The sequence below is a fragment of the Pseudoduganella sp. GW821-FHT11H04 genome, from assembly GCF_058807935.1.
The window spans coordinates 447,391-470,342 of sequence record NZ_JBXARE010000004.1 but is presented as its reverse complement, the minus strand read 5'-3'; the positions used below and the strand labels follow the sequence as shown (position 1 = coordinate 470,342).

The window sequence follows — 22,952 nt, the reverse complement described above, 5'->3', positions numbered from 1 at the left end:
GTAAAAAGGCGCTATTATGCCTTCAGGTCTGCAATCTTCATCATGCGCCCTAAAGTACTAAAAGCCAAGATACGTGGATCAACTACAACGGCGGCGCGGGAGGAAACTCAATACGATAGAGGTCAGTATCCTTCTCCGTCGCGAGTCGCTCGACGTAGCGCATGCCAAGCTTTTTCAACAGTTCCGATGAAGCGGTATTGCCGGGCGAGACAATGCCCAGCAGGCGCGGCAGGCCGACCACATCTCGGCCATAAGCCAATGCCGCCGACGCCGCCTCCCACGCATAACCTTGCCCCCAATAGGCAGGCAGGTAGGCATAGCCTATATCGGTGTCCGGCAAAGTGTCGCGCTTGATCAAGCCGCACATGCCGATGGCAGCGCCATCCTCTTTGCGGTTGACCATCCACAGCGAATAACCAAGCTGCGCCTGCATGGCAATCGGACCAGCCAGCAATGCCACTCGCGCGCCTTCGAGATCACGCACGCCCTTATCGCCGATATTCGCGATAAAGGAAGGCTCGTTCACCAGCCGCAGGTAGAACGAAGCATCATCAAGAGTAAGGGGACGCAGGGTCAGTCGTTTTGTTTCGATCATTGCTCCGGCCAATCGTTAGGGTCGGCCAGGAACTTGTACATCACATACACGTCGACAAAACCGAGCTGCTGGTGCCGATAGGCGCGCGGCAGCGTACCTATCACGGAAAAGCCGAGCCGCTTCCACAGCAGCACGGCAGAGACATTGGTGCTTACAACGTAATTGAACTGCATGGCGAGGTAGCCGTCGCGCCGCGCCTGTTCCAGGCAGTGGCGGCCCAGCATCTTGCCGATGCCCACGCCTTGCGCGGCGGGGCTGACCATGAAGGAGGCATTGGCGACATGCGCACCGCGATCGAGCTGGTTGGAGAGCAGGCGGTACATGCCAAGCAGGCGACCGGTGTTGAGCACCGCCACCCAGGTCTTAATGCCGCGCCCGAACCAATAGGCGTGGCAGTCGTCGCGGCTGGTATCGGCCGCAAAATAATAGGCATCACCGCTCGCAACCAACTCCTGGAATATGGTCCACATGGAGTCAAAGTCGGCCTCCTCGGCCGGGCGGATGACAATGTCTTTCAAAGCTGCTCCCAACGGCAGGAATGATGATGGATTTTCATCCATTTTCCCTTGCAAGTCCAGCCGGGCCCATCAGGCGGAAATCGACTTGCGCGGGACGGCCGGGCAAATCCAGGCGCACCACGGCAGCCGGCGACTCAGCCACTATACGGCCGCGGCGCAGCACCAGCAGTCGCGCCGCACGCAGCCGGATCGCTTCCACCGGATCGCCGGCATCGAGCAGTACCAGGTCGGCGTGGCAGCCAGGCTGCAGGCCGTAACCTTCGAGGCCAAGGATGCTGGCTGGCGTTTCAGTGACAGCCCTGTAGCAGGCGCGCATTGCTTCCTGCCCTGTCATTTGCGCGACGTGCAGGCCCATGTGGGCTACTTCCAGCATATCGCCGGAGCCCATGCTATACCACGGATCGAGCACGCAATCGTGACCGAAGGCGACGGGAATACCCTGCGCCAGCATTTCCGGCACGCGCGTCATGCCGCGCCGCTTGGGGTAAGTATCGTGACGTCCCTGCAAGGTGATGTTGATCAGCGGGTTGGCGATGGCTGCCACGCCGGCTTCCTTGATCAAGGGCAGCAGCTTGCTCACGTAGTAGTTGTCCATCGAATGCATGGACGTCAGGTGCGAGCCGGCCACGCGGCCGTGCAGGCCAAGGCGCTGCGAGTGATAAGCCAGGGTTTCGATATGGCGCGACAGCGGATCATCCGATTCATCGCAATGCATATCGACCCGCAGGCCTTTGTCGGCCGCGAACTCGCACAGGATACGCACGGATTCCGCCCCTTCGGCCATGGTGCGTTCAAAATGCGGGATGCCGCCTACGACATCAACGCCGAGGGCGATGGCACGCTTCAGGTTATCCAGCGCACTCGGGCTGCGCAACACGCCATCCTGTGGGAAGGCCACCAGCTGCAAGTCGAGGTAAGACGCGACGCGGCGCTTCACTTCCAGCAGCGCCTCTACCGCCAACAAACGGTCATCGCACACATCGACGTGGCTGCGAATGGCGAGCAGGCCGCGCGCCACAGCCCAGTCGCAATATTGCATGGCGCGCTGCACCAAGGCTTCCTGCGTCAGCTGCGGTTTCAGCTCGCCCCACAGGGCAATGCCCTCCAGTAGCGTGCCGGACTGGTTCACGCGCGGCAGGCCATAGCTAAGGGTGGCATCCATATGAAAATGCGCATCGACGAAAGGCGGGCTGACCAGCTTGCCAGCGGCATCGATCTCGCGCGCGCCCTTAGCTTGCAAAGAGGGAGCGACTTCAGCGATGCGGCCATTCTCGATCGCCAGGTCGATGCACTGGCGGCCATCCGGCAGATTGGCATTGCGGATTACAAGGTCCATTAGAGACTCCACGGGTGGGGCGATGGCCGATTGTAGGCAAGGCGCGCGAGGCAGGCAATGTTGCAGCGCATTACTTTTAGTTCGAAAGCCGGCAAAAATGTCTTTCCAATACAATATTTCGTCGCTAGAATGGGTTTATTGCAGCGCACCATTTCCCATCAATCCAGGAGAAAATATGTTTTCGAATCCCGAGCAATTTTCCGCAGCCACCAAGTCGCAGCTGGAAGCGCAGCTGAAAATCCTCAACAACTTCGCCACCACAGCTTTCGAAGGCGTGCAAAAGGTGATCGCTCTGAACCTGAGCACCACCAAAGCCAACGTCGAGAAGAGTTCCGCCGCCGCGCGCGAACTGCTGGAAGCGAAAGACCCGCAAGAATTCTTCGCCAAGAGCACAGCCCGCGTGCCGAACTTCGACGGCCTGTTCGCCTATAACCGCGAACTGTTCAGCATTGCCAGCAAGACCCAGGCCGAACTGTTCCAGACCGCACAAGAGCAACTGAAAGAAGCCGGCAAGCAAGCCGTACGCGTGCCGAAGCTCGCCTCCCCGGTTGCAGCCCCAGTGCCAGCACCTGCTCCGGCACCGGCACCGGCACCAGCACCGAAAGCCGCCAAAGCCGAAGCCAAGCCAGCAGCCAAAGTCGATATCAAGCCAGAAGCAGTGGAAGCCAAGCCAGAAGTGAAAGCCGAAGCCAAAGCCGCCAAGCCAGCTGTCAGCTTCCCAGATCCAAAAGCCCCAACCGCCAACGGCGCCAAGGCTCACAAGTAACTTAAAAGTCGGGGTCAGGTCGAGCAAATGGACAAATCGACGCTCGACGAGCGTCGATTTGTCCATTTGCTCGACCTGACCCCGACTTTCATCCACAAAGGCGCGGGCGCACGCTCGGCGAAAAATTCTGCCCTGAGGTATCCTTGACGGCTCTTGGCAGCATTTTTCTTCTAAGCATATGAGTTTATTGCGCCTGATCGGTGGCTTCGTCCGTAGCCATTGGCGTTCTTATGCGGCGGCTGGCGCTATGCTGGCCGGCGTTGCAGTCATCGGCATCTGCATTCCGCGCCAGATCGGCTTTATGGTCGATGGCCTGGCGGCGGGCAAACTCGGCCGTGATTCGCTGTGGCAGCCAATCGGCTTGCTGCTTTTGCTGGGCGTGGCGAATTATGGCTTGCGCGTGGCTTGGCGTATGAAGCTGTTCGCTGCCGCCTACCAGTTAGGCGTTGAGTTGCGTACGCGCTTTTATCGGCGGCTTTCCCTGCAAGGTCCTCAGTTCTTCCAGAAGCAGCGTACCGGCGATTTGATGGCGCTGGCGACCAATGATATCGATGCTATCGAGATGGCAGCTGGCGAGGCGATGCTGGCTGGCTTCGATGGTTCGCTGACCTTGCTGCTGGTGCTCGGCATGATGCTGATTGGTGTGGATTGGCGCCTGGCGTTGTTCGCGCTGATTCCTTTCCCGCTGATGGCCTGGGCTTTCTGGCGCATTTCTTCGCATATCCACACCGCTTCCGCCGATTCGCTCAAGCGTTTCAGCGCGCTGAACGACCATGTGCAGGAAACCCTGTCGGGCGTGCGTACCTTGCGTGCGCTGGGACTGGAACAGCGAAGCAGCACGCGTTTCGGGGAACTGGCGGGTGCGGCTGCCGATTCGGCGCTGACCGCGCAGCGCTGGGAGGCGGCGTATGAGCCGGCAGTCGGCTTGACGCTGACTGCTGCTACCGGCTTGTCGCTGGGCTTGGGCGGCTTTCTGGTCTGGCGTAATGAGCTGACCATTGGCGAGCTGACTTCTTTCAGCATGTATCTTGGCCAGTTGATCTGGCCTATGTTTGCTGCTGGCTGGGTGCTGTCCCTGATCGAGCGCGGTCGTGCGGCTTATGCGCGCCTTCAGCCAATGCTGGATGCGCCGCTGACCATCGAGGACCATGGCACCCTGCCGAAGGTCGCTCCGGGCAACCTGGAGCTGGGGGGCGTGGGCTTCTCTTATCCCGGACAACACGAAGCGGCCCTGTCGGATATCTCCCTGGTTTTGAAGCCAGGCCAGACCCTGGGACTGGTCGGCCCAACCGGCTCGGGCAAGACGACGCTGCTGCGCGTGCTGCTGCGCCAGGTGACGCCAACGCATGGCCGCGTCGAATGGAGCGGCCACACGCTTGATCAATACACGCTGCAGGCGCTGCGGGCGGCAATCAGCTGGGTGCCGCAGGAGTCCTTCCTATTCTCGGCCACGATTGCCGACAATATCGCACTGGCCCGCCCCGGCGCTACCCGTGCGGACGTTGAACGTGCGGCCAACCTGGCGGCGATCCATGACGATATCCTGCTCTTCCCGCACAAGTATGAAACGGAGGTGGGCGAGAAGGGCATTACCCTGTCCGGGGGCCAGCGCCAGCGCGTGGCGATTGCGCGCGCGCTGCTGTCGGATAACGACTTACTGCTGCTGGATGATGCGCTGTCCGCCGTCGATACCGGCACTGAGACCGCTATCCTCGAACACCTGGAAGAGCTGCGCAGCGCCCACACCACGCGCAGCGCGATCATCGCCAGCCATCGCCTGAGTGCCGTGGTGGATGCGGACCAGATCGTGGTGCTACATCACGGCCGCATCACTGAATCCGGCACGCATGAAGAACTGCTTGCGCTGAACGGCTGGTATGCCAGCCAGTGGCGCTACCAACAATTGGAGGCCAGCCTTGACGCAGCCTGATAGCGCCCGCCGACAAACTAGCCAGGCAATCGGCCTGCTGCGCGAGGCTTCCGGACCTGACCTGCACCACCTGGGCTGGGCCGTTATGTGGCTGGCTTTTGCTGCGCTCATGGAGGTGCTGGGTCCTTTGCTCGGTAAGCGCCTGATCGACGAACACCTGCTGCCACGGCATATGGACTGGCTCCCGATGGCACTCTTGCTGGGAGGCGTGCTGGTAACCGGTTGGATCGCGACCTGGGTGCGCTACCGGCAACTGGTTCGATTGTCCGGCGTGGCGATGCGTTCGGTGCAGCGCCTGCGTGAGCGCGTCTACGGCCACGTGCTACGGCTGCCTATGGCTTTCTTCGACCGCGCCATCACCGGCCAGCTGGTGTCGCGCGTCACCAACGACACTGAAGCAGTGAAAGGCCTGTATATCCAGGTGCTGTTCGTGATCCTGGATAGCAGCATCGTTTTGATCGGCACCGTCGCCGCCATGGCCTGGCTGGATTGGCGCCTGATGACCATCGTGGTGGCGCTACTGCCCTTTGTGCTGGTGATCGTTTGGGCCTACCAGCGCCTGAGCGCTCCAGCCGTGACCCGCGCCCGCCAGCTGCGCAGCGACATCAACGCGCAGATCGCCGAATCGATCGGCGGCATGACGGTGCTGCAGGCGAATAATGCAGAGGAGCGCTTTGGCAAGCGCTTCGCCGATACCAATGCGGACCACTACACCCAGCGTCTGGCCGAGATCCGTGCCAATGCCTGGCTGCTGCGTCCCGCGCTGGATATGCTGAACATCCTGCTCCTGGCGTCCGTCATCTTCATGTTCGGCCAGCGCGATATGAGCGCGGCCGAAGTGGGCGTGCTGTACGCCTTCATCAACTACATCGCGCGCGTGATCGAGCCGCTGATCCAGATCACGATGCAATTCAGCCAGCTGCAGCAGTCGGTGGTCGCCACTTCGCGCGTGGCAACCCTGCTGGGCGAACAGAGCGCACCGGAACACCGTGCCGGTTCCTCGGCGCATGTACGCCACGCGGCCAATGACGAAGGCGCGCCCGCCATTGAGATCAAGGCGCTGGATTTCGAGTACATCGCAGGCCAGCGCGTGCTGCACCAGCTGTCGCTCGATATTCCCCAAGGCTCATTCTTCGGCATCGTAGGCCACACCGGCAGCGGCAAATCGACGCTGCTGTCGCTGCTGTTGCGCTACTACCCAGCCCCGCATGGCAGCATCCGCATGAACGGCATGCTGCTGGACGAAATCGACAACGAACAATTCCGCGCAGATGTCGGCCTGGTGCCGCAAGACCCCTTCCTGCTCGCCGCTTCGGCCTACGAGAACATCGACATGGGACGCGGGCTGTCGCAGCAGGAGATCGAGTCTGCCGCGCGCGCGGCCCACTGCCACGACTTCATCACGGCGATGGAAGATGGCTACCAGTCCGTCATGGGCGAAGGCGGTTCGCGCCTGTCGTCCGGACAGAAGCAACTGATCGCGATTGCCCGCGCACTGGCAGGCAAGCCGCGTATCCTGCTGCTGGACGAGGCGACTTCGCGCATCGATTCGCATACGGAGCAGATCGTGCAGGTGGCCTTGAACGAGTTACGCGGCCAGGTCACCATCATTGCGATTGCACACCGCCTGTCCACCATCCGCGAGGCAGACCGCATCGTGGTCCTGAACCATGGACGCATCGTGGAACAGGGCGCGCACGAGGAACTTATGAAAATTGACAACGGCTTGTACCAGCGCCTCTATCTTTTGCAACAGCTCGCAGCCTGATCGCCTGTTCTCACGCGCGGCGCCAGTTGCTGTGGACGAGTCCTGCCGTCCATAGCAAGCAGCCCGCCAACGCCCATGTAGCCGCGCTGCTGGCGGTTGCGACGCCATTGAAGCCGACCATGTCCAGCATCGGCATCCTGGGCGAGTTAAGCGCGATATACCAGGTGAACTGGAACAGCGCGAGGAACAGCCGCGTACCGCGCGTCAAGCCACCCAGCAGGCTCGCGGCGGAAGCCACAGCCAACACTCCGCCCAGGGCCGCTGCCGCGCGCACCGGCGACTCCGCCGACCAGCGCAGGGCAACGACGGCCAGCGGCATAGCCAGGACCAGGCTGGCCGACCAATGCCGCAAGTACCGCCGCACAACACCGCCGGGGAGAACCCCCGTCATCGCATCCGCCCCACTCTGCCAATCGCGCGGTGCGATGCCGCAAACGATCACACCCCAGCCCAGAACACCGACCACTGCCACGCCAGGCAAAGCCGAGGCGTCCGCGAAGATGGCCGCAGCGGCTGTGGCAAGCAAGACCACCGCGGCAGCTGGAGACATCGACAGCACCAGCGCCACCTCCGCCAGCACCTCGCCGGCAAAACCCGGCACGCGCATCGCCAGCGCCGGCAATGGGCGCACCAGGACGCCGACCGGGCGCAGCACACGGTCCAACAACGCGATCAGGCGATTGCCGCGCGCCGAACGTGGACGAACGCGGTCCGGTGAATAGCGGTGGAAAAACAGCGCCGCCGGCGCCAGCAAGAAAAATGTCAGCAACAAGGTCACCGCACGAGTCGACCAGGCACGCAGCGTCCACAACGATTCTGGAATCGTGATCGTTGCCGCCGACGGGTCGAAGCCATGCCGCCCCAGCGCAAAATATGTGGTCTCGAAGTGATCGCGCAGCGTCGTCACCGCCACCGAGAGACCGGAGAAATCAAGGTACATCGGCCACAACATATCAGCCTTCTCGGTCACTCCCACCAGCGCGCCGAACTGCAAGCACCACAAAAAGAAGAACAGCACGTCGCCGCGCTTGCCCACCAGCGGCCCGATATTGTCGAACAAGACCGCGCAGGCGGCGCCGTAGCTTACGATAGGCAGCAGCATCAGCGTATAGGTTTGCAGGTAGACCCCAAGCTGGATCGGTCCCTCCCCGCGCAGCCCATGCAGCGCCAGCGTAGAGCCAAGATAGGCCAGCACGAACAGCAGCAGGTAAGCCACGCCGCCCAGCCAGCGCCCGCACACCAGCAAGGCATTGCTGGCGCCCGTCGCGCCAATCACGGCTCCCATTCCGCTCTGCAGGTCCTCCGCCACGCGCCCGCGCAGCAGGAAGAAACCGCCCAGTCCGAGCAGCATGCCGGCGATGTGGGCGCTGCCAAACGCCAGCGCCTGGCTGGTGTAGAGCACACGCTTCTTGTCGATCACCATCATGGTGACGCCGTCGGCAGGATCGGAAATCGCCAGCCAGCACAGCGCCACTACCGCCAGCAACGCCACCAGCGTGGACAGCCGCCGCAGCCTTAGCCGCACTTCATTAAGCGCGATTGTGCTGATCGCATTCATGCCACCTCCGCCACAGGCTCGGTCATGGCATAGCGCTGCGCCATCAGCGCTTCTTCCAGGCTCGGTTCAACCGCTTGCGCGCCGGCCATGGGCTGGCCCGGATGCGCCACGCGCAGCTGCACCTGTGCGCCCTGGCGCTGCGCTTGTAGCACATGCAGGCGGCTGCGCAGCGCATCGTATTCCGCCGCGTCGACGCTCGCCTGCCACACTTGGCCGCGGGCGCGCTGCAGGATGGCTTCCGGCGCTTCCAGCGCCAGCAAGCGGCCCTTTCGCATGATGGCCAACTGGCCTGCGATGCTCTCGACATCCGGCACGATGTGGGTGGAGACGATCACCAGCTTGCCGAAGCCCAGCTCGGACAACAGGCGGCGGAAGCGCAGCCTCTCTTCCGGATCAAGGCCGGCCGTAGGTTCGTCGACGATCAGGATATCGGGATCATTCAGCAGCGCTTGTGCGATGCCCAGGCGGCGCCGCATGCCGCCGGAGAACGATGCCGCCGGCCGCCGCGCGTGCTCGGTGAGATTCACCATCTCCAGCAGGTTGCGGATGCGGGCCGGATCACGCACGCCTTTCAAAGCAGCGAAGTACTGCATGCATTCCAGCGCTGTCAGGTTCGGGTAGACGCCGAACTCCTGCGGCAGGAAACCAAGGCGGCGCCGCATCGCATCCGGATTGCGCACAATGTCGACACCATCAAAAAGGATGTTGCCGGTGCTGGGGCGCGCCAGAGTCGCAACCAGCTGCATCAGCGTGGTCTTGCCCGCGCCGTTGTGACCAACCAATCCCACGACGCCGGTACCAAGTTTCAATGAAACGTCGTCGACCGCTTTCAGGTCGCGAAAAACCTTGCTGACATTGCGCAGTTCTAACATGTTGTATTCGCCTCAAGATTAACAATGGGGCGACTGTATCCGGGCCGGCCGCCGGCTGCGCAGACGATGCGATAAACGGTCGAATCGAGGGGACGACTGGCAAGATTGTGTAACTAGTTACACAAGTGGAAAGTCTACTTGCATTTTCCCCACACTCAGGGCGTCTAACATGCAAATAGTGAGTGACCATGCGGCTTTCCGGCTTGCAACAGGCATATAATGAACCGCACACGCTGCTCACGCGACCCACAAGGACCCAAGTTGCCAGGCTTTCCGGTTTCGACCATTTCCAAGCGCCTTCGATCGATGGTTGGCGCCTGCCTGCTTGCGCCGATTCTTGCCTTCGCCCAGTCGCCGCTGGACCAGGAAATTGCCCAGATCCGTGAGCTGGTCAGGTTCGTCCCTGAAAAAGCCCTGCTCCAGTTGCAGCAGATGGAACCGGTGGCGCGCTCCGCACCGCCACAGACCCGTGCCGAATTCCTGGCCCAGCTCAGCCTGGCCCACCGCAGCCTTGGCAAGCACGACACCGCACTCGCATTAGCCGATGAGCTGTACGCCTTTGGCCAAAAACAAGACAACAAGGTCATCATCGCCAAGGGCCTGCTCATCAAAGCCTATGTGCGCTCTGCGATGAACCAGCGCCAGACGTCGCACGAACTGGCGCTCGAGGCGGAGAAGCTTGCCAGTACCGCGGGCGACGTCATGCTGCGCGTGCAGACCACCATCACCGCCGGCCAAAGTCTTGCCGAGCAAGGTAACTACCCCGTCGCGCTGAGCCGCCTGCAAGCTGCAGTGGAACTCGCCCACCAGGTGGAAAACGACAAGCTGCCGCTGGCGAGCGCGCTTAACGCCCTGACCGTGTTGTACACCCAGATGCGCGAGTTCGACAAGGCGTGGGAAACCCTGAGCGAAACCTTTGAAGTAACGGAAACGCTGAATTCCCCCGGCCGCATGGCCATGGCCAACAATGCCGAATACGGGCTGGCAGTCGATACGCACCAGTACAAGCGCGGCATGCGTGCGCTTGTGGCGAACCTTGAGGTGACGCGCAATCTGGGCGCCAAGCGTATGATCGCCACCACACTGGTAAACCTGTCGGACGTCAACCTGAAGCTGCACGACTTCCCGACCGCTCTGCGCTTTGCCATCGAAGCTTCTGCTGCGGCGCGCGATGCCAACGATGAAGCCAACGAGGCCACGGCGCGCGTCAACGCTGGCCAGGCCTACATGGGCATGAATAAAGTCGCCGAGGGCAAGAAGTCCTTCGCGCTCGGCATGGCTTACTTCGAAAAGACCGGTGACAAGCCCGAACTGCAAGCCCTGCTTGCCGAATATGGCGAGGCGCTGGAACGGGTAGGCGATTACCAGGGCGCGATCGGGGCCTACCACCGCGAGCGCCAGATCTCGAACGAGATGTTCGAATCGCAGCGCAAGAAAGCCGTGTGGGAGCTGCAGGAAAAGTACGACACCGAAAAGAAGAAGCGCCAGATCGAGCAGCTGTCGCACGAAAACCTGGCCAAGGGGGCGGAGCTCACCGCACGCCGCCTGCAGCAACGCATCTGGTGGCTGCTGGCTGTGGTGTTTGCGCTGGCCGCCGTGATTGTCGGCCTGTTGTACCGCAAAGTGCGCCAGGCCAATGCCCAGCTGGAAGTGAAGAACCTGGAGCTGAAGGCTCAGAGCTCGCTCGACCCGCTTACCTCACTGTACAACCGCCGCCACTTCCAGGAATACATGCGTACGCATAACCAGGTGGAGCGGCGCGGTGTAAATGGCGAAGACATTGTGGGAGCGCTGTTCCTGCTGGACGTGGACCACTTCAAGCACGTCAACGATACCTACGGCCACGCCGCCGGCGATGCGGTGCTGAAAATGATTGCGGAAAGCCTGCGCATTGCATTGCGCGAGACCGACATGATCGTGCGCTGGGGCGGCGAAGAGTTCCTGGCCTTCCTGCCGGCCATCCCGCGCAATGGGGTGGATGAAATCGCACGCCGCATCCTGAACTGCATCTCCTCGCAGCCGGTGCCGTTCCAGGACCATATGATCCATGTGAATGTATCGGTGGGCTTCGCCCCGTTCCCGCTGGCGCCGGGCGGCTCGCCGCTGCCATGGGAACGCGCGGTGAACCTGGTGGACATGGCGCTCTACCTTGCCAAGGCACATGGCCGCAACCGCGCCTACGGCGTGCGCGGCTTCGCCCATTTTGAGGAAACCTCGATGGAAGCCATCGAACAAAACCTGGAACAAGCCTGGCGCGCCGGCTTTGTCGACCTGACCCTGGTGTTGGGCGGGATGCCCGACGAGCCGCCGCCCTCCAACGTCGTGCCGCTTAAGTCCAAGTCCGGAAACTAATTCTTTTCCTTGCGCGCTTCGCGGGCAGAATCCTGCATATCCTTGCCCGCCTGCTCGACTTTCTCGCCGAGCTTTTCGGTCGCCTTGTTCAGCTTTTCACCTGCCTGCTGGGCTGCCTGGTCCAGTTTTTCGCCTGCCTGGTCCAGCTTTTGGCCCGCCTGGCTGGCTGCCTTATCCAGCTCGCGGCCTGCCTGGCTGGCGGCTTTATCGAGCTCGCGGCCCGCTTGCTCGGCAGGGCCAATATGCTTGTCGTCAGGCTTCTGACAGCCGCCCAGCGCGGCGAACCACAGTGCCGCAAACAGGATTGTGATCGTGGTTTTCATGAGGTCTCCTTTCCTTCCAGCAGTGTGAAAATGTTACGCTAGAATACTCCAATGGACGCGCACATTCCCATCCTTAAGCGGGCGGGCATGGTGCTTGTGGTGCTGGGCGCCTGCGACCTGCTGGCCATCCGGTCCGGCCTTTTACTGCTCGGTGCAGCAGCCGGTATCGGCTTGCTCTTCGGTAGCCTGCAAATGGCGGCTCTGGTGCGATGGGCCGCCGCCTTCGCCCTGTGCGCCCTGGGCGTGATGATGCTGGCCTGGCCCCTGATGCAGCCGGTGGACCTGACCCTGACCCAGCTCAAGCTGCAACCGCGCATCTTCCCCTCCCTGGTCACCAGCGCCACCTGGCTGGTCCTGTTGCACTGGCTGTACCGAACCCTGGGCGCCCCGGCCGTGCTGGCAGCACGGCGCGCTGCCGGACACAAACCACGCAATATCGGGCTGGCCGCCGCTTGCGGCGCCGCACTCTCATTGCTGCTGTGCGTCATGCTCTCGCTGATGCTGCACGGAGAAGCTGCGGATCGCGCGAGGCTTGCCGCCGAACGCCAGTTCGGGCCCGACTACCGCTACCACGTGGCAGCGCTGAAAGTATCGGATTCAGGAAAGGGCAAGCTGGTGGAAGGCCTGGTCACGGCGTGGAATGGCAACGAGATCCGCAGCATCCCCGTGACCTTGAAAGAGGACGCTAATGGCGGCCGATGACGAAGGCGCCGACCAGGGCGGCAACGCCGAACACCAGGAGGGTGCTGCAGAAAGCCAGGTTCAGGAATTTGGAGAGATTGAGCACACCGAGCAAGGCGGCGCCCAGGAAGGCCAGACCGAAGAACAACAGCCAGGCGGCGGTATCGGCGGAGGCCAGGTCACTGCCGTGGGATTGTGCATGGCGCATGAACGCGCGCCGGATAACGTTGGATACCAACAACATTACCAGGAACGCACTGCCTGCAGCTAAATGGCTGACTTGCATCTGCCCTCCGCTGTCCAATTGACGGCCTTGAGCAAATGTTAGCACTACAGCTTACTCAGCGACGATTTTTTTCGGCGGCGGCGGCGGGGCGAAAGCGACGTTATCGCCTTCCGGTGCGGAATCCTGCGCATCCGACTCTTCCAGCCAGCGGTCAAGGCTGGCGCGGCGTCGGATAGTGATGCCCTTGTTGCTGATATAACCAATCTGCTCGAAGTTATCGAGCTTGCAAACCAGCTTAGAGGTCGTCGGCAGGTTGTCGCGCAAGCGGTCGTAAGCCTTGCGCGCCTTCTGCTCCCATTTGGCCAGGGTTGGCTCGTTGAAGCGGTTGCTCTCGTAATAGATGGTCAAGGTGTGGTCATGATTGCCAAAGCCGACCACCGCCGCGCCCTTGCGGATGGCGGTCATGACGTCTTCCTTGATATTCGCGGTGGGGACGAAGACGGCCGCGCGGCTATCCGTTTCATCGGGCCGCTGCAGCGGTAAGTCCTGGCCAAACTGAACACCCATTGGAATGTTTCCTCCCAGCTATATTCATTTGATTCTACCTCGGCCCCCTTCCCGGTTCAAGCAGCGCCACGCCGTATAATGCGCATGCCTTATCATCTTTATAGCCTGACAATGACTGCTTTTCCACCTGCCGCATGGGATGCCGCAGCCCGCAATGTGCGTGACCTGCTTGCCTACGCCATCGAATACGCCCCGCCACAGCAGGCTTTAGTCGTTTTCGACCAGCGCTCGCCGCTGGCCGAAGTGCTGGCCGCCGCTTACCAAGTAGCGCTGCCTTCGGGGCGATTCATCGACTTCGGCACAGTGCAGCCGGAGGAAGTGCTTGCGGCTTTCGAGCAACTGAATGCTGGCGACTTGGTGGTGCTGGTGCAGACGACCAGCTTCCGCCTGAACGAATACCGCATCCGCATGGAACTGTTCAAGCGCGGCCTGAAGGTGATCGAGCATATGCATTTGTCACGCATGCCGGAAGAACAAGGCCTGGTGTATATCGATGCGCTGGCATACGACCCTGCGTATTACCGCGGCGTCGGCCATGCGCTGAAGGCGCGCATCGAGCGTGCCCAGTCGGGTGTGGTGGAAAGCGGCGGCGAACGCCTGGTGTTCGCCTCGCCGTTCGAAGAGGCCAAGCTGAATATCGGCGACTACGGCGCGATGAAGAATGTAGGAGGGCTGTTCCCGATCGGCGAAGTGTTCACCGAGGCGCAGGATCTCGAGGCGGTCAACGGCCGCGCCAAGGTATTCGTGTTCGGCGACACCACCTTCCACGTCAACCGCCCTGCCGCACCGATCACCATGATCGTGGAGAAGGGGCGCGTGGTCGGCGCCGAAAACAGCACGCCGGAGTTCGACAATATGCTCGCCATCATCCGTGCACATGAAGGCGAGGTTTGGGTGCGCGAGCTGGGCTTCGGCATGAACCGTGCCTTCTCGCACGAACGCACGGTGGATGACATCGGCACCTACGAGCGCATGTGCGGCATCCACCTTTCGCTGGGCGCCAAGCATGGCCAGTACCAGAAGCCCCAGTTCAAACGCAAAGACGCCCGCTACCACGTCGATGTCTTCGTGCAGACCGATGCCGTCTACCTGGACGGCGACCAGGTCTACCGCGACGGCGGCTGGTCGCCCGCGTAAATCGGGCCTGACAGCGTGCCCAGGAAGGCGGCCAGGTCTTTCACGTCCTGCGCGCTTAACTCCAGTTTTTCCAACTCGGACTTGCCGATCTTTGCCGCGGGGGCCGCGCGATAATGCGCCACCACATCGTCCAGCGTAGCGATTTGCCCAGCGTGCATATACGGCGGACGTAAAGCCGCATTGCGCAGGCTCGGCGTCTTGTAAGCGCCATCCAGCGTTGCCCCTTCCGTCGCAAGGAAGCGCAGCTCGCCGCATTGCTCCGGTGCCGCATCGCTGAAGCGTCCAAGGCAGTTGAATTCGTCCGCCAACACTTTTTCCACGCCAATGCGGCGGCCAAGGGCCTGTGGCATCGGGCCGTGCGGCGCGATTCCCGTGTTGTGGAAATGATGGTCCGTCAGCAAAGGGCCATTGTGGCAGGTGACGCAGCGGCCGGCGCCGATGAAGATACGCAGCCCGTTCTTTTCCGACGCCGTCAGCATCTGCTCCGCCTTGCGGTCGTTGGCCATGACGCCTTCGATGTATCGATCAAGCTTCGACTCGCCTAAGCGCACGGTCTTTTCATAGGCCGCAATGGCCTTGCCGATATTCGCCAGGACGCGGGACACCTGCTCTTGCTTGTCCATATCCATCGCCTGCCATGCCGCCTGCTGGGCCGCCGTGCCGAGCGGGCTGGCATCGGATGGCAGGAGCGACATATCCGGCAAGGCGCCGAATACTGCCTCGTATTCGCCGCTGTAATGCTGCTGCATCATACGGGCATAGTCCAGGCGGTTGCCGCCATGTTCCGCAGCGTCTTCAAGCGGACCAATGGCTTGCGCCCACAGGCTGTCCTTCCTGCCGTCCCAGAACAGGAAAGGGCTATGGCCAGCGCCAGCGACCGGCATGGTGCGGCGGATACCGGTGCCGACTCCCTGCCCTACGGGCCGGCCATCCTGGAATTGCTGCTTCGGGTCATGGCAACTGGCGCAGGAGACTTTGCCGTTGGCGCTCAATTTCGTGTCGAAGAACAGCTGCTTGCCCAGGGCGATTGCCTGCGGCATGGACTCCACCCGATTGGAGGGATCGGCTTCAGGCGCCTGTAATTGGCTCAGGCGCAAAGTGGCGAGGATTGCCATCTCCTCTTTGCTCCAGCACTGCATCGAGAACGTGGTTGCGGCCGCGATGCCGACAACCAGCATCGCGATGAGGCCTAGCGAAAAGCGCTTCATGGCAGGACCAGGTTGAAAGTGACGTTATCGACGCCCTGCGCGCCTTCGATCTTCAGCTTGAATTCCCACCAGCCGGACATGCTGAATTTGACACCCTCCACCAGGTAGCGGCCATCGCCCAGCTCCCTGGTCGCGCGCGGTTGAGTAGGCAAGCCATGATGGTGCTGCGGCATGCCGCCATCGATCAGGATCTTCGCACCGGTAAGCGGCTGGCCAGATGCCTGTTTCACGCTGACTTCCCAGGAGTGCATTTTGCCGATCACAAGCGGCTCCACCACCGGCTTAACCCCAACCTGGTAACGCTGCTGCTCGGTGACGCGCTCCCGCGCGACATCAAGACCGACTGGCGGCGACATGCAGCCGCTCAGGGCTAGCGTGGAAACGAAAATCAACCCAATCAACAATGCTCGAAACATAATGCCCCCGTCTTCAAAATGAATGCGTGCCTTCACGCGTAAGAGGACTGTGGACCTTTCCACGATGGGAAAGTCAAGCTCCAACTTGAGGTCGCAAATTGCGACCTCAAATCATGATTTGAATAACCTTTGAGAAAAGTTAACTCGGTCGAAAATCGTGCATAACAGAATCGGCCATGCCCTCTGACTCACCACTTCTACCCTGCATCTCCACCAGAATTTGCCTCTTGCGCGGCAAGCGCACCCTACTGGATTCCGATTTGGGCGAACTGTATGGCGTGCCAACCAAACGTTTCAACGAACAAGTTCGGCGCAATCTCAATCGATTCCCGAATGACTTCATGTTTCAGCTATCGAAGGAAGAATTTGCGGACTTGAAGTCGCAAATTGCGAACTCAAGTTCTAGTCATCAGCAACATGGTGGCCGGCGGCACTTGCCATATGCATTTACCGAACATGGAGCAATCATGGCCGCAACGATTCTGAATAGCCAGCAAGCGACCGAAGTTTGCGTTTATGTTGTCCGGGCATTTATCCAATTTCGCCAAACTTTGGAATCGCATCAAGATTTTGCGCAGGGAATGGCACTGCTTGAAGCAAAGCTCGAAGTCTTAATGCATCGACAGGGAACATTTGAAAACCAGACGGAAGTTCAAATCGCGCAAATACTTGAAGCACTGCGCTCCCTTGCCTCCGCTCCGCCCCTGCCACCTTCACGTCCGATTGGTTTCATCTACCCTGAGTCTTGATGCACTCGACCAATTCCAGTTCGTAACGCCGCGCAGAAGCCACTCGGCGGGGCCGTAGGTGTGGTGCTTGGGCCACCAGGCGCTGAGGGCCATTTGCGTGAAGTAGATCAGCAGGACCAAGGCGAATACGGCGATCGGCGGCAGCTCGCCGCACAGGCGCAGACCGTAGCCGGTGAAGAGAAGCGCCATCAACAGCGACTGCATCAGGTAATTGCTCAAGGCGAGTTTTCCCATTGGCGCCAGCGCGGACAGCAGGCGCGGGCCGAATCGGCTGTCGAACAACATCAGCAAGGCCGCCACGTAGGACGCGATCATGAAAGGCGCGGTCAGGTAGCCAACCGACGTAGCAAACATGACCACCGCGCCGCCCGGCGGGAACTCGGATGCTGCGGCGTATAGGCCGGCGCCGGCCAGGCCCACCGGAAGGCCAACCTTCAGCACGCGTGGCAGCAGGTGGCGGAAGGCGTCGACGCGGGCAAATAATTGGCTGCGCCCCGCCGCGAGACCAAGCAGGAACATCGCCAGCGCGCTAGGTCCCTGCCCAAGCAACAGCAGTCCTATCGTCGAAGGGAATTCGCCCGCGATATAAGTCTGTGTTGCGTGCGCGCTGCCTTGGTAGGCAGCCAGCTTCGCAAGCGCGGGCGCGGCGTCGGGCGGTCCATCCAGGCCGGCCAGTATGATCCACACGCCGAGCGCCGCGAAGACCATTACGGCAAACACCAGCAAGGCCATTGCGCAGCGCACCGCCTGGCGCTGCGAGCCGATCCATCCAATCAGCACAAAGCTAAGAAGGCCATACAGATGCAGGACGTCGCCATAGAACAGGAAGAATCCATGCAGGGCGCCAAGTACCAGGAGCCCGGCCGCTCGGCGCAGCATGCGCGTGCGGAAGGCTGCACCCGCACGCTCCGCGGCCGCCATCTGCAAAGTAAAGCTGTAGCCAAATAGGAAGGAGAACAGCAGGTAGAACTTGGTCTCGAACAGCAGCGCCTCCATGAAGCGTACGGTGTAATCCAACGCACCCAGGTAATGCGGGTTCTTCATGCCGGATGCGAAATAGGGATCGGCGAACGACCAGATGTTGACGGCCAATATGCCAAGCAGCGCGAAGCCGCGCAAGGCGTCGACATTTTGCAAACGCGTCATAGGGCTCCCGCTTCGGTTAATGCTTTATCCCAGGGCGGTTCCGGTTGATACTCGGCCACCAGGAAGTCGATCAGCGCCCTCACCTTCGGCGATAGCTGGCGCGTGGCGGGATATAAGGCACTCAGGTAATTCAATGGCAGCTCCCAATCGGTCAGCACAGGCACCAGGCGTCCTTCGATGATGTCGCGCCACGCGAGAAAGGTCGTCGAATAGACGATTCCCAATCCGCGCAGGGCCGCATGCTGCAGCACCATGCCGTTATTCGCGGTGAAGGCCGGCGTCACGCGCACCGTGGCCAGTTCTTCGCCGCGTGCGAAGTGCCAGGCGATGCCGCCGGTCAGGTGGCTGAAGTGCAGGCACTGGTGACGGTGCAGGTCCTCGGGCGACTCGGGCCGGCCGGCACGCGCCAAATAAGCCGGCGAGGCGCACAGCACGCCGCGGCACGGCGCCAGCGGCCGTATTGCCAGGGCGCGGCTGTCCGGAATACCGCCGACGCGAATAGTCAGATCGAAGCCGTGCTCGATCGGGTCAAGCAGTGCATCGTCCACATGCAGCAAGGGCGCGAGCTGCGGATGCGGCAGGCTGAATCGCGCCACCGCGTCCGCCAGCCATTCGCTGCCGAAGCTGGACGGCGCCTGTATCCGCAGCGGCCCGGCCAGTTCGATGCCGGCGTGCGTCACCACGCGCGCTGCTTCCTGCGCTTGCAGCACCGCCAGCGCGCAAGGTTCCAGGTATGCCTGGCCGACATCGGTCAGGCTCACGTCGCGCGTGGAGCGGTGCAGCAGGCGCGCGTTGAGGCGCTCCTCCAGCGCAATCACATGCTTGCTCACCATGGCGCGCGTGATCCCCAGCCGGCGCGCCGCGCCGCTGAAGCTGCGCTGGCGCGCCACCTCCACGAAGATTTCCATTGCCTTAAGCTGGTCCATACTATCGATTGTCTCCATTTTGGAGACAATGTGTCAACCGTTTGCGCATTGTTTGCATCCAATGGCTTCCCTACAATGACCTACATTAAGAAAAGGAGCACCACACATGCTGACCGACGCTCAGAAAGCCCAATTCGCCCAGGATGGCTTCATCGTCATCCCCGGTTTCAAGACCGCTGAAGAAATCGCTGCCCTGCGCGCCCGCGCCGCGCAAGTTGTGAACGACTTCGACCCGGCTGTTTCGCAAGGCATCTTCACCACCAAAGAGCAGGAGAAGAAGGCCGACGATTATTTCCTGGGCTCGGACAACACCGTACGCTGTTTCTTTGAGGAAGAAGCATTCGGCCCGGACGGCCAACTGAAGCAGGCCAAGGAACTGTCGATCAATAAGATCGGCCACGCGATGCATGACCTGGACCCGGCCTTCCGCGCCTTCACCGCCGACCCGCGCCTTGAGCAGATCGCCCGCGACATCGGCCTGGCCGAGCCGCAAGTCTGGCAATCGATGTACATCTTCAAGCAGCCCGGCATCGGCGGCGAAGTACGCTGGCACCAGGACGCCACCTATTTCGACACCACCCCGATCAGCGTCACCACTTTCTGGTTCGCGCTGGAAGACGCCACGCTGGAAAACGGTTGCATGTGGGCCGAACCTGGCGGCCACCGCTCGCCGCTGCGCGAGCGCTTTGTGCGCGAAGGCGACCAGGTCAGCGTTGAGAAACTCGACAACACACCGTGGCCCACCGACGCCACCGCCGTGCCGCTGGAATGCAAGGCTGGCTCGCTGGTCTGCTTCCACGGCCTGCTGCCGCACTACAGCGCGCCGAACCGCTCGCCTGTTTCGCGCCACGCCTACACACTGCACGTGACCGACGGACGTACCGAATATTCAAAGCGCAACTGGATCCAACGCGACGCATCCTTCCCAGTGCGAGGCTTCCTGTGAAAATCAGCATCTTCGCACCGCACTGGGGCAGCAACGAGCTGCCGCCGGACGTCTTCATCGCCAAGGTAAAAGAAGCTGGCTTTGACGGCATTGAAATGTCGCTGCCGCTGGACCGCGCCCAGCGCGACAACTGGGTCTACAAGATCGCCAACGCCGGTCTGGATTTGATTGTCGCCCAATGGGAGACAGTCTTCCACAGCGACTTCAACGCGCACAAGCAAGCGCTGGGGGAGCTTCTGCGCAACGCCTGCGAAGTACAGCCGGTGCTGGTCAACTCGCACACCGGCAAGGACTGGTACACGCCGCAGCAGAACGAGGAGCTGATCTCCTTCGCTGCCGGCATCTCGAAAGAGTACGGCGTGCCGGTGGTGCACGAAATCCACCGCAGCCGTTTCAGCGGCCACCCGATGCTGCTGATGCCCTACCTCGATCGCCTGCCGCAGCTGCAACTGAACGCCGACCTGTCGCACTGGTGCGTTGCATGCGAATCGCTGCTGGAAGACCAGGAGCCTATGCTGGCCAAGGTGCTGCCCCGCGTGCGCCACATCCACGCGCGTGTCGGCCACCAGCAAGGCCCGCAAGTAGCCGACTTCCGCGCGCCGGAAAATGCCGAAGCACTGAAGGCGCACCTGTCGTGGTGGGACCGCATTATCGAATTGCGCCGCGACGCCGGCGCCGAACGCATGACGCTCACGCCGGAATTCGGCCCTGCGCCATACACTTTCACCCTGCCCTACACCGGGCAGCCAGTCAGCAATGCGTGGGACCAGAATGTAGCAATGCTTAAGCTGCTGCGCCAGCGCTATTGCATGTAAGACTTGGCGATTCAGGCTTTAACCGTCATACTATTTGTTTCATAAAAAGCAAATATTTGATGGTTAAGCCTTTGCATGCCCTTGCAGCATTCGGACTTGCCGTTTCGAGTGGCGCATTTTCCCAGCCGCCGCAGGACGTCGAACAACAAAAATCCCGCGTCGTATATCGGCTTTACCAGATCACCTACGGCGCCCAGGAGCGCTGCAAATCCTCCCCTGAAGTGCCGCAGCGTTGAATACATACTCCTGCAGTTCAACGACACCCCCAAGTGTCAGGCGAGAAGTAGAGCAATTCGTTGAACTATTGAAGAAATGAGCTCTTCAACCTTTACACTTGCTTGACTCGTCCATCAGAGAAGAAAGGTCCAATATGTTGATTGTCGCCGCACTTCTGCTGTTTCTCACTGGCGTCGCCCATTCCTATCTCGGCGAGCGCTACATCCTCATTCGACTCTTCAAACGTGATAATTTGCCCGAGCTTTTCGGCGGCACCGAATTCACGAGCGGTACGCTGAGGTTCGTCTGGCATATCCTGACTATCGTCTGGTGGGGGATCGCAATCCTCGTCTTGCAGGCGTCGGGACAAGCCCTGCAGCCAACGTTTGTGCTGGAAGTCTTTAGCTCGGTCGCCTTTGTCTCCGGATTACTCTCGTTCTTCTTCACGCGCGGACGGCATTTGTCGTGGGTGGTGTTTTTCGCCGTCGCGATTTTGCTCTGGATCGCTGCACCGGGAGCCTGAGATGTACCATGCAATTGTCCGCCGCAAAATCACCAAAGTATTCGCAGGACTCAGTGCCGGGCGAATCGAGGCTGTAACCGACGAACTGTCGCCACATGCAAGCCATTACTTTGTCGGCACCCACGCATTGTCTGGAACGCGCCGTACGCCGGAGGCTATCCGCGCCTGGTATGAAAGGCTGCTTCGCCTGCTGCAAGGGATCAGCTTCACCCTGCATGAGGTGCGAGTCTCGGGCTGGCCTTGGCATACGCAGGTTGAAGCCATCTGGACCGAGACGAACAACGGCACCGACGGCGTCACGACCAGCGCCGAGGGTGTGAACCTGATCGAGATTCGTTGGGGGCGCGTTACCAGTGTCCGCATTTATCCCGATACTGCTGCGCTGGAACGAACCCTCCACCGCATCGCTGCTAAAGGAACTACTGAGGCTATGGCGAGCCCCATCACTTCATGAAACAACAAACTTTACTTTCTCTCCTCGTATTCTTTTGCGGTACGCTTTCCGCATCCTCCGCGCTGGCAGAGCGCAAGCTTGACGAAGCAACGATTCAGATTGACGGACAGCCGCGCCGCTATTTCCACCTGCAAGATGTGGGTTCAAAAGATAAGCCAACGCCCGTCCTATTGATCAGCGGGTCCGGCTGCCGGGATTTCGGCCCGCGCATCCCCACATTCTTCGAGCGTTACCCCGCCCCTGCCGACATCTATTTCCTCGAAAAGAGCGGCATCGAAAAACGCGACAACGGCGAGCATTGTTCGGAAGCCTTCAATGGTGCGGATTTCCTTGAACGCGGGGTTGACGACGCGCTGGCATTTATCGAAACAGAACCTCACTTGAAAACGCTGGCGCCGCGCAGCCTGGCGATACTGGGCTTCTCCGAAGGCGGCACGATCGCGCCGATCGTCGCCTCGCGCAGCGAGAAAATCGGCTGGCTGGCAGTCGCGGGCAGCGGCGGCCTCCCGCAAAGCGAAGAATTCCTGATCTTCACTGCAAGGGGCACGGAGCCTTACGCGATGATGTTCTCGCGCGAGCAGCTACTAGGGACCTATGCCGACATCAAGGCCGATCCCGCGAACCTCACCAAAGAGTTCTTCGGCCACCCTTACCGCTATTGGAGTTCGCACCTGTTCTACGACCCACTTCCAACCTACGCCAAACTGGATATCCCGATCATTGCGGCAATGGGCGAAAAAGACGACAGCGTCCCTATCGAGTCAGGCCGCAAGTTGCGCGACTACTTCGCCTCCCAGCCCCGCAAGAACTTCACTTATATCGAATATCCCAACGCCGGCCACGCACTTCAGTCACCAGAAAAGAATCACCTGCCCGACTACCTCGCCGGCCTGGCCCAATGGTTCAAAAGAAGGCCCGAATAGT

General features: G+C 61.0%; 25 protein-coding genes. 13 read left to right on the top strand and 12 right to left on the bottom strand.

All coding sequences use genetic code 11. The features are described from left to right. Positions 1-82: 82 nt before the first annotated feature. The 3 genes from AC1RTP_RS12405 to AC1RTP_RS12395 are packed head-to-tail and all read right to left on the bottom strand — an operon-like array spanning position 83 to position 2,449. Positions 83-595, bottom strand: coding sequence for a GNAT family N-acetyltransferase (locus AC1RTP_RS12405; protein ID WP_498607890.1), 513 nt, complete (start codon positions 593-595; stop codon positions 83-85). Next, the gene (locus AC1RTP_RS12400; RefSeq protein WP_498607888.1) at positions 592-1,113 is read right to left on the bottom strand and encodes a GNAT family N-acetyltransferase; all 522 of its coding nucleotides are present in this window, start codon (positions 1,111-1,113) and stop codon (positions 592-594) included. Before AC1RTP_RS12400 ends, AC1RTP_RS12405 begins: the two co-directional genes overlap by 4 nt. 34 nt (positions 1,114-1,147) lie before the next feature. Continuing rightward, positions 1,148-2,449: an amidohydrolase family protein gene (locus tag AC1RTP_RS12395; protein WP_498607887.1), complete on the bottom strand. Its 1,302-nt coding sequence runs from the start codon at positions 2,447-2,449 to the stop codon at positions 1,148-1,150. 175 nt (positions 2,450-2,624) lie between these two features. Here AC1RTP_RS12395 and AC1RTP_RS12390 point away from each other — a divergent pair, with 175 nt between their 5' ends. From AC1RTP_RS12390 to AC1RTP_RS12380, 3 genes are all read left to right on the top strand, one after another. Next, positions 2,625-3,215 carry a phasin family protein gene (locus AC1RTP_RS12390; protein ID WP_498607885.1) on the top strand — a complete coding sequence of 197 codons (591 nt, stop codon included), beginning with the start codon at positions 2,625-2,627 and terminating at the stop codon, positions 3,213-3,215. Between the two features lie 178 nt (positions 3,216-3,393). Beyond that, positions 3,394-5,145, top strand: a complete 1,752-nt coding sequence (locus tag AC1RTP_RS12385; RefSeq protein ID WP_498607883.1) for an ABC transporter ATP-binding protein — start codon at positions 3,394-3,396, stop codon at positions 5,143-5,145. Beyond that, entirely contained in the window at positions 5,132-6,913 is a 1,782-nt protein-coding gene (locus tag AC1RTP_RS12380) for an ABC transporter ATP-binding protein (protein WP_498607881.1), read from the top strand. Before AC1RTP_RS12385 ends, AC1RTP_RS12380 begins: the two co-directional genes overlap by 14 nt. 10 nt (positions 6,914-6,923) lie before the next feature. Here the strand turns inward: AC1RTP_RS12380 and AC1RTP_RS12375 are convergent, their stop codons facing one another. Both AC1RTP_RS12375 and AC1RTP_RS12370 read right to left on the bottom strand, forming a co-directional pair. Continuing rightward, complete coding sequence (locus tag AC1RTP_RS12375) at positions 6,924-8,471, bottom strand: hypothetical protein (RefSeq protein WP_498607880.1); 1,548 nt, start codon at positions 8,469-8,471, stop codon at positions 6,924-6,926. Next, complete coding sequence (locus AC1RTP_RS12370) at positions 8,468-9,343, bottom strand: ABC transporter ATP-binding protein (RefSeq protein ID WP_498607879.1); 876 nt, start codon at positions 9,341-9,343, stop codon at positions 8,468-8,470. Before AC1RTP_RS12370 ends, AC1RTP_RS12375 begins: the two co-directional genes overlap by 4 nt. Positions 9,344-9,562: 219 nt before the next feature. On the opposite strand from AC1RTP_RS12370, the gene AC1RTP_RS12365 reads away from it, so the two are divergent. Continuing rightward, complete coding sequence (locus tag AC1RTP_RS12365) at positions 9,563-11,695, top strand: tetratricopeptide repeat-containing diguanylate cyclase (protein WP_498607878.1); 2,133 nt, start codon at positions 9,563-9,565, stop codon at positions 11,693-11,695. On the opposite strand, the gene AC1RTP_RS12360 is transcribed toward AC1RTP_RS12365, so the two are convergent. Continuing rightward, a complete protein-coding gene (locus AC1RTP_RS12360; RefSeq protein WP_498607876.1) occupies positions 11,692-12,018 on the bottom strand; it encodes an apolipophorin in 327 nt (108 codons plus the stop codon). The two genes, AC1RTP_RS12365 and AC1RTP_RS12360, sit on opposite strands and share 4 nt — an antisense overlap. A gap of 51 nt (positions 12,019-12,069) precedes the next feature. Between AC1RTP_RS12360 and AC1RTP_RS12355 the strand changes: the two genes are divergently transcribed. Further along, positions 12,070-12,720 (top strand): hypothetical protein, encoded by a 651-nt coding sequence (locus AC1RTP_RS12355; protein ID WP_498607875.1) that lies wholly within the window; start codon positions 12,070-12,072, stop codon positions 12,718-12,720. On the opposite strand, the gene AC1RTP_RS12350 is transcribed toward AC1RTP_RS12355, so the two are convergent. Further along, positions 12,704-12,907: a hypothetical protein gene (locus AC1RTP_RS12350; protein ID WP_498607874.1), complete on the bottom strand. Its 204-nt coding sequence runs from the start codon at positions 12,905-12,907 to the stop codon at positions 12,704-12,706. The two genes, AC1RTP_RS12355 and AC1RTP_RS12350, sit on opposite strands and share 17 nt — an antisense overlap. 129 nt (positions 12,908-13,036) lie before the next feature. Next, positions 13,037-13,492, bottom strand: a complete 456-nt coding sequence (locus AC1RTP_RS12345; protein WP_498607872.1) for a hypothetical protein — start codon at positions 13,490-13,492, stop codon at positions 13,037-13,039. A gap of 111 nt (positions 13,493-13,603) precedes the next feature. Between AC1RTP_RS12345 and AC1RTP_RS12340 the strand changes: the two genes are divergently transcribed. Beyond that, complete coding sequence (locus AC1RTP_RS12340) at positions 13,604-14,629, top strand: M29 family metallopeptidase (protein WP_498607871.1); 1,026 nt, start codon at positions 13,604-13,606, stop codon at positions 14,627-14,629. Here AC1RTP_RS12340 and AC1RTP_RS12335 read toward each other — a convergent pair. Both AC1RTP_RS12335 and AC1RTP_RS12330 read right to left on the bottom strand, forming a co-directional pair. Then, on the bottom strand, positions 14,599-15,837 hold the full coding sequence (locus tag AC1RTP_RS12335; protein WP_498607870.1) for a cytochrome-c peroxidase: 1,239 nt from the start codon (positions 15,835-15,837) through the stop codon (positions 14,599-14,601). The genes AC1RTP_RS12340 and AC1RTP_RS12335 overlap by 31 nt on opposite strands. After that, a complete protein-coding gene (locus AC1RTP_RS12330) occupies positions 15,834-16,253 on the bottom strand; it encodes a FixH family protein (RefSeq protein WP_498607868.1) in 420 nt (139 codons plus the stop codon). Before AC1RTP_RS12330 ends, AC1RTP_RS12335 begins: the two co-directional genes overlap by 4 nt. A 176-nt stretch (positions 16,254-16,429) precedes the next feature. On the opposite strand from AC1RTP_RS12330, the gene AC1RTP_RS12325 reads away from it, so the two are divergent. After that, positions 16,430-17,002: an ORF6N domain-containing protein gene (locus AC1RTP_RS12325; RefSeq protein WP_498607866.1), complete on the top strand. Its 573-nt coding sequence runs from the start codon at positions 16,430-16,432 to the stop codon at positions 17,000-17,002. On the opposite strand, the gene AC1RTP_RS12320 is transcribed toward AC1RTP_RS12325, so the two are convergent. Both AC1RTP_RS12320 and AC1RTP_RS12315 read right to left on the bottom strand, forming a co-directional pair. Continuing rightward, positions 16,967-18,148: a DUF418 domain-containing protein gene (locus AC1RTP_RS12320; RefSeq protein ID WP_498607865.1), complete on the bottom strand. Its 1,182-nt coding sequence runs from the start codon at positions 18,146-18,148 to the stop codon at positions 16,967-16,969. The genes AC1RTP_RS12325 and AC1RTP_RS12320 overlap by 36 nt on opposite strands. After that, the gene (locus AC1RTP_RS12315) at positions 18,145-19,074 is read right to left on the bottom strand and encodes a LysR family transcriptional regulator (RefSeq protein WP_498607863.1); all 930 of its coding nucleotides are present in this window, start codon (positions 19,072-19,074) and stop codon (positions 18,145-18,147) included. The genes AC1RTP_RS12320 and AC1RTP_RS12315 overlap by 4 nt, the downstream gene beginning before the upstream one ends. A gap of 106 nt (positions 19,075-19,180) precedes the next feature. Here AC1RTP_RS12315 and AC1RTP_RS12310 point away from each other — a divergent pair, with 106 nt between their 5' ends. From AC1RTP_RS12310 to AC1RTP_RS12285, 6 genes are all read left to right on the top strand, one after another. Then, on the top strand, positions 19,181-20,020 hold the full coding sequence (locus AC1RTP_RS12310) for a phytanoyl-CoA dioxygenase family protein (RefSeq protein WP_498607861.1): 840 nt from the start codon (positions 19,181-19,183) through the stop codon (positions 20,018-20,020). Continuing rightward, positions 20,017-20,835, top strand: a complete 819-nt coding sequence (locus tag AC1RTP_RS12305) for a sugar phosphate isomerase/epimerase family protein (RefSeq protein ID WP_498607860.1) — start codon at positions 20,017-20,019, stop codon at positions 20,833-20,835. Before AC1RTP_RS12310 ends, AC1RTP_RS12305 begins: the two co-directional genes overlap by 4 nt. A 59-nt stretch (positions 20,836-20,894) precedes the next feature. Further along, positions 20,895-21,071: a hypothetical protein gene (locus tag AC1RTP_RS12300; protein WP_498607858.1), complete on the top strand. Its 177-nt coding sequence runs from the start codon at positions 20,895-20,897 to the stop codon at positions 21,069-21,071. A gap of 134 nt (positions 21,072-21,205) precedes the next feature. Next, on the top strand, positions 21,206-21,574 hold the full coding sequence (locus AC1RTP_RS12295) for a hypothetical protein (protein ID WP_498607856.1): 369 nt from the start codon (positions 21,206-21,208) through the stop codon (positions 21,572-21,574). Position 21,575: 1 nt separating this feature from the next. Next, positions 21,576-22,028, top strand: coding sequence for a nuclear transport factor 2 family protein (locus AC1RTP_RS12290; protein WP_498607854.1), 453 nt, complete (start codon positions 21,576-21,578; stop codon positions 22,026-22,028). Next, positions 22,025-22,951, top strand: coding sequence for an alpha/beta hydrolase family protein (locus AC1RTP_RS12285; RefSeq protein ID WP_498607852.1), 927 nt, complete (start codon positions 22,025-22,027; stop codon positions 22,949-22,951). The genes AC1RTP_RS12290 and AC1RTP_RS12285 overlap by 4 nt, the downstream gene beginning before the upstream one ends. Position 22,952: the final 1 nt, after the last annotated feature.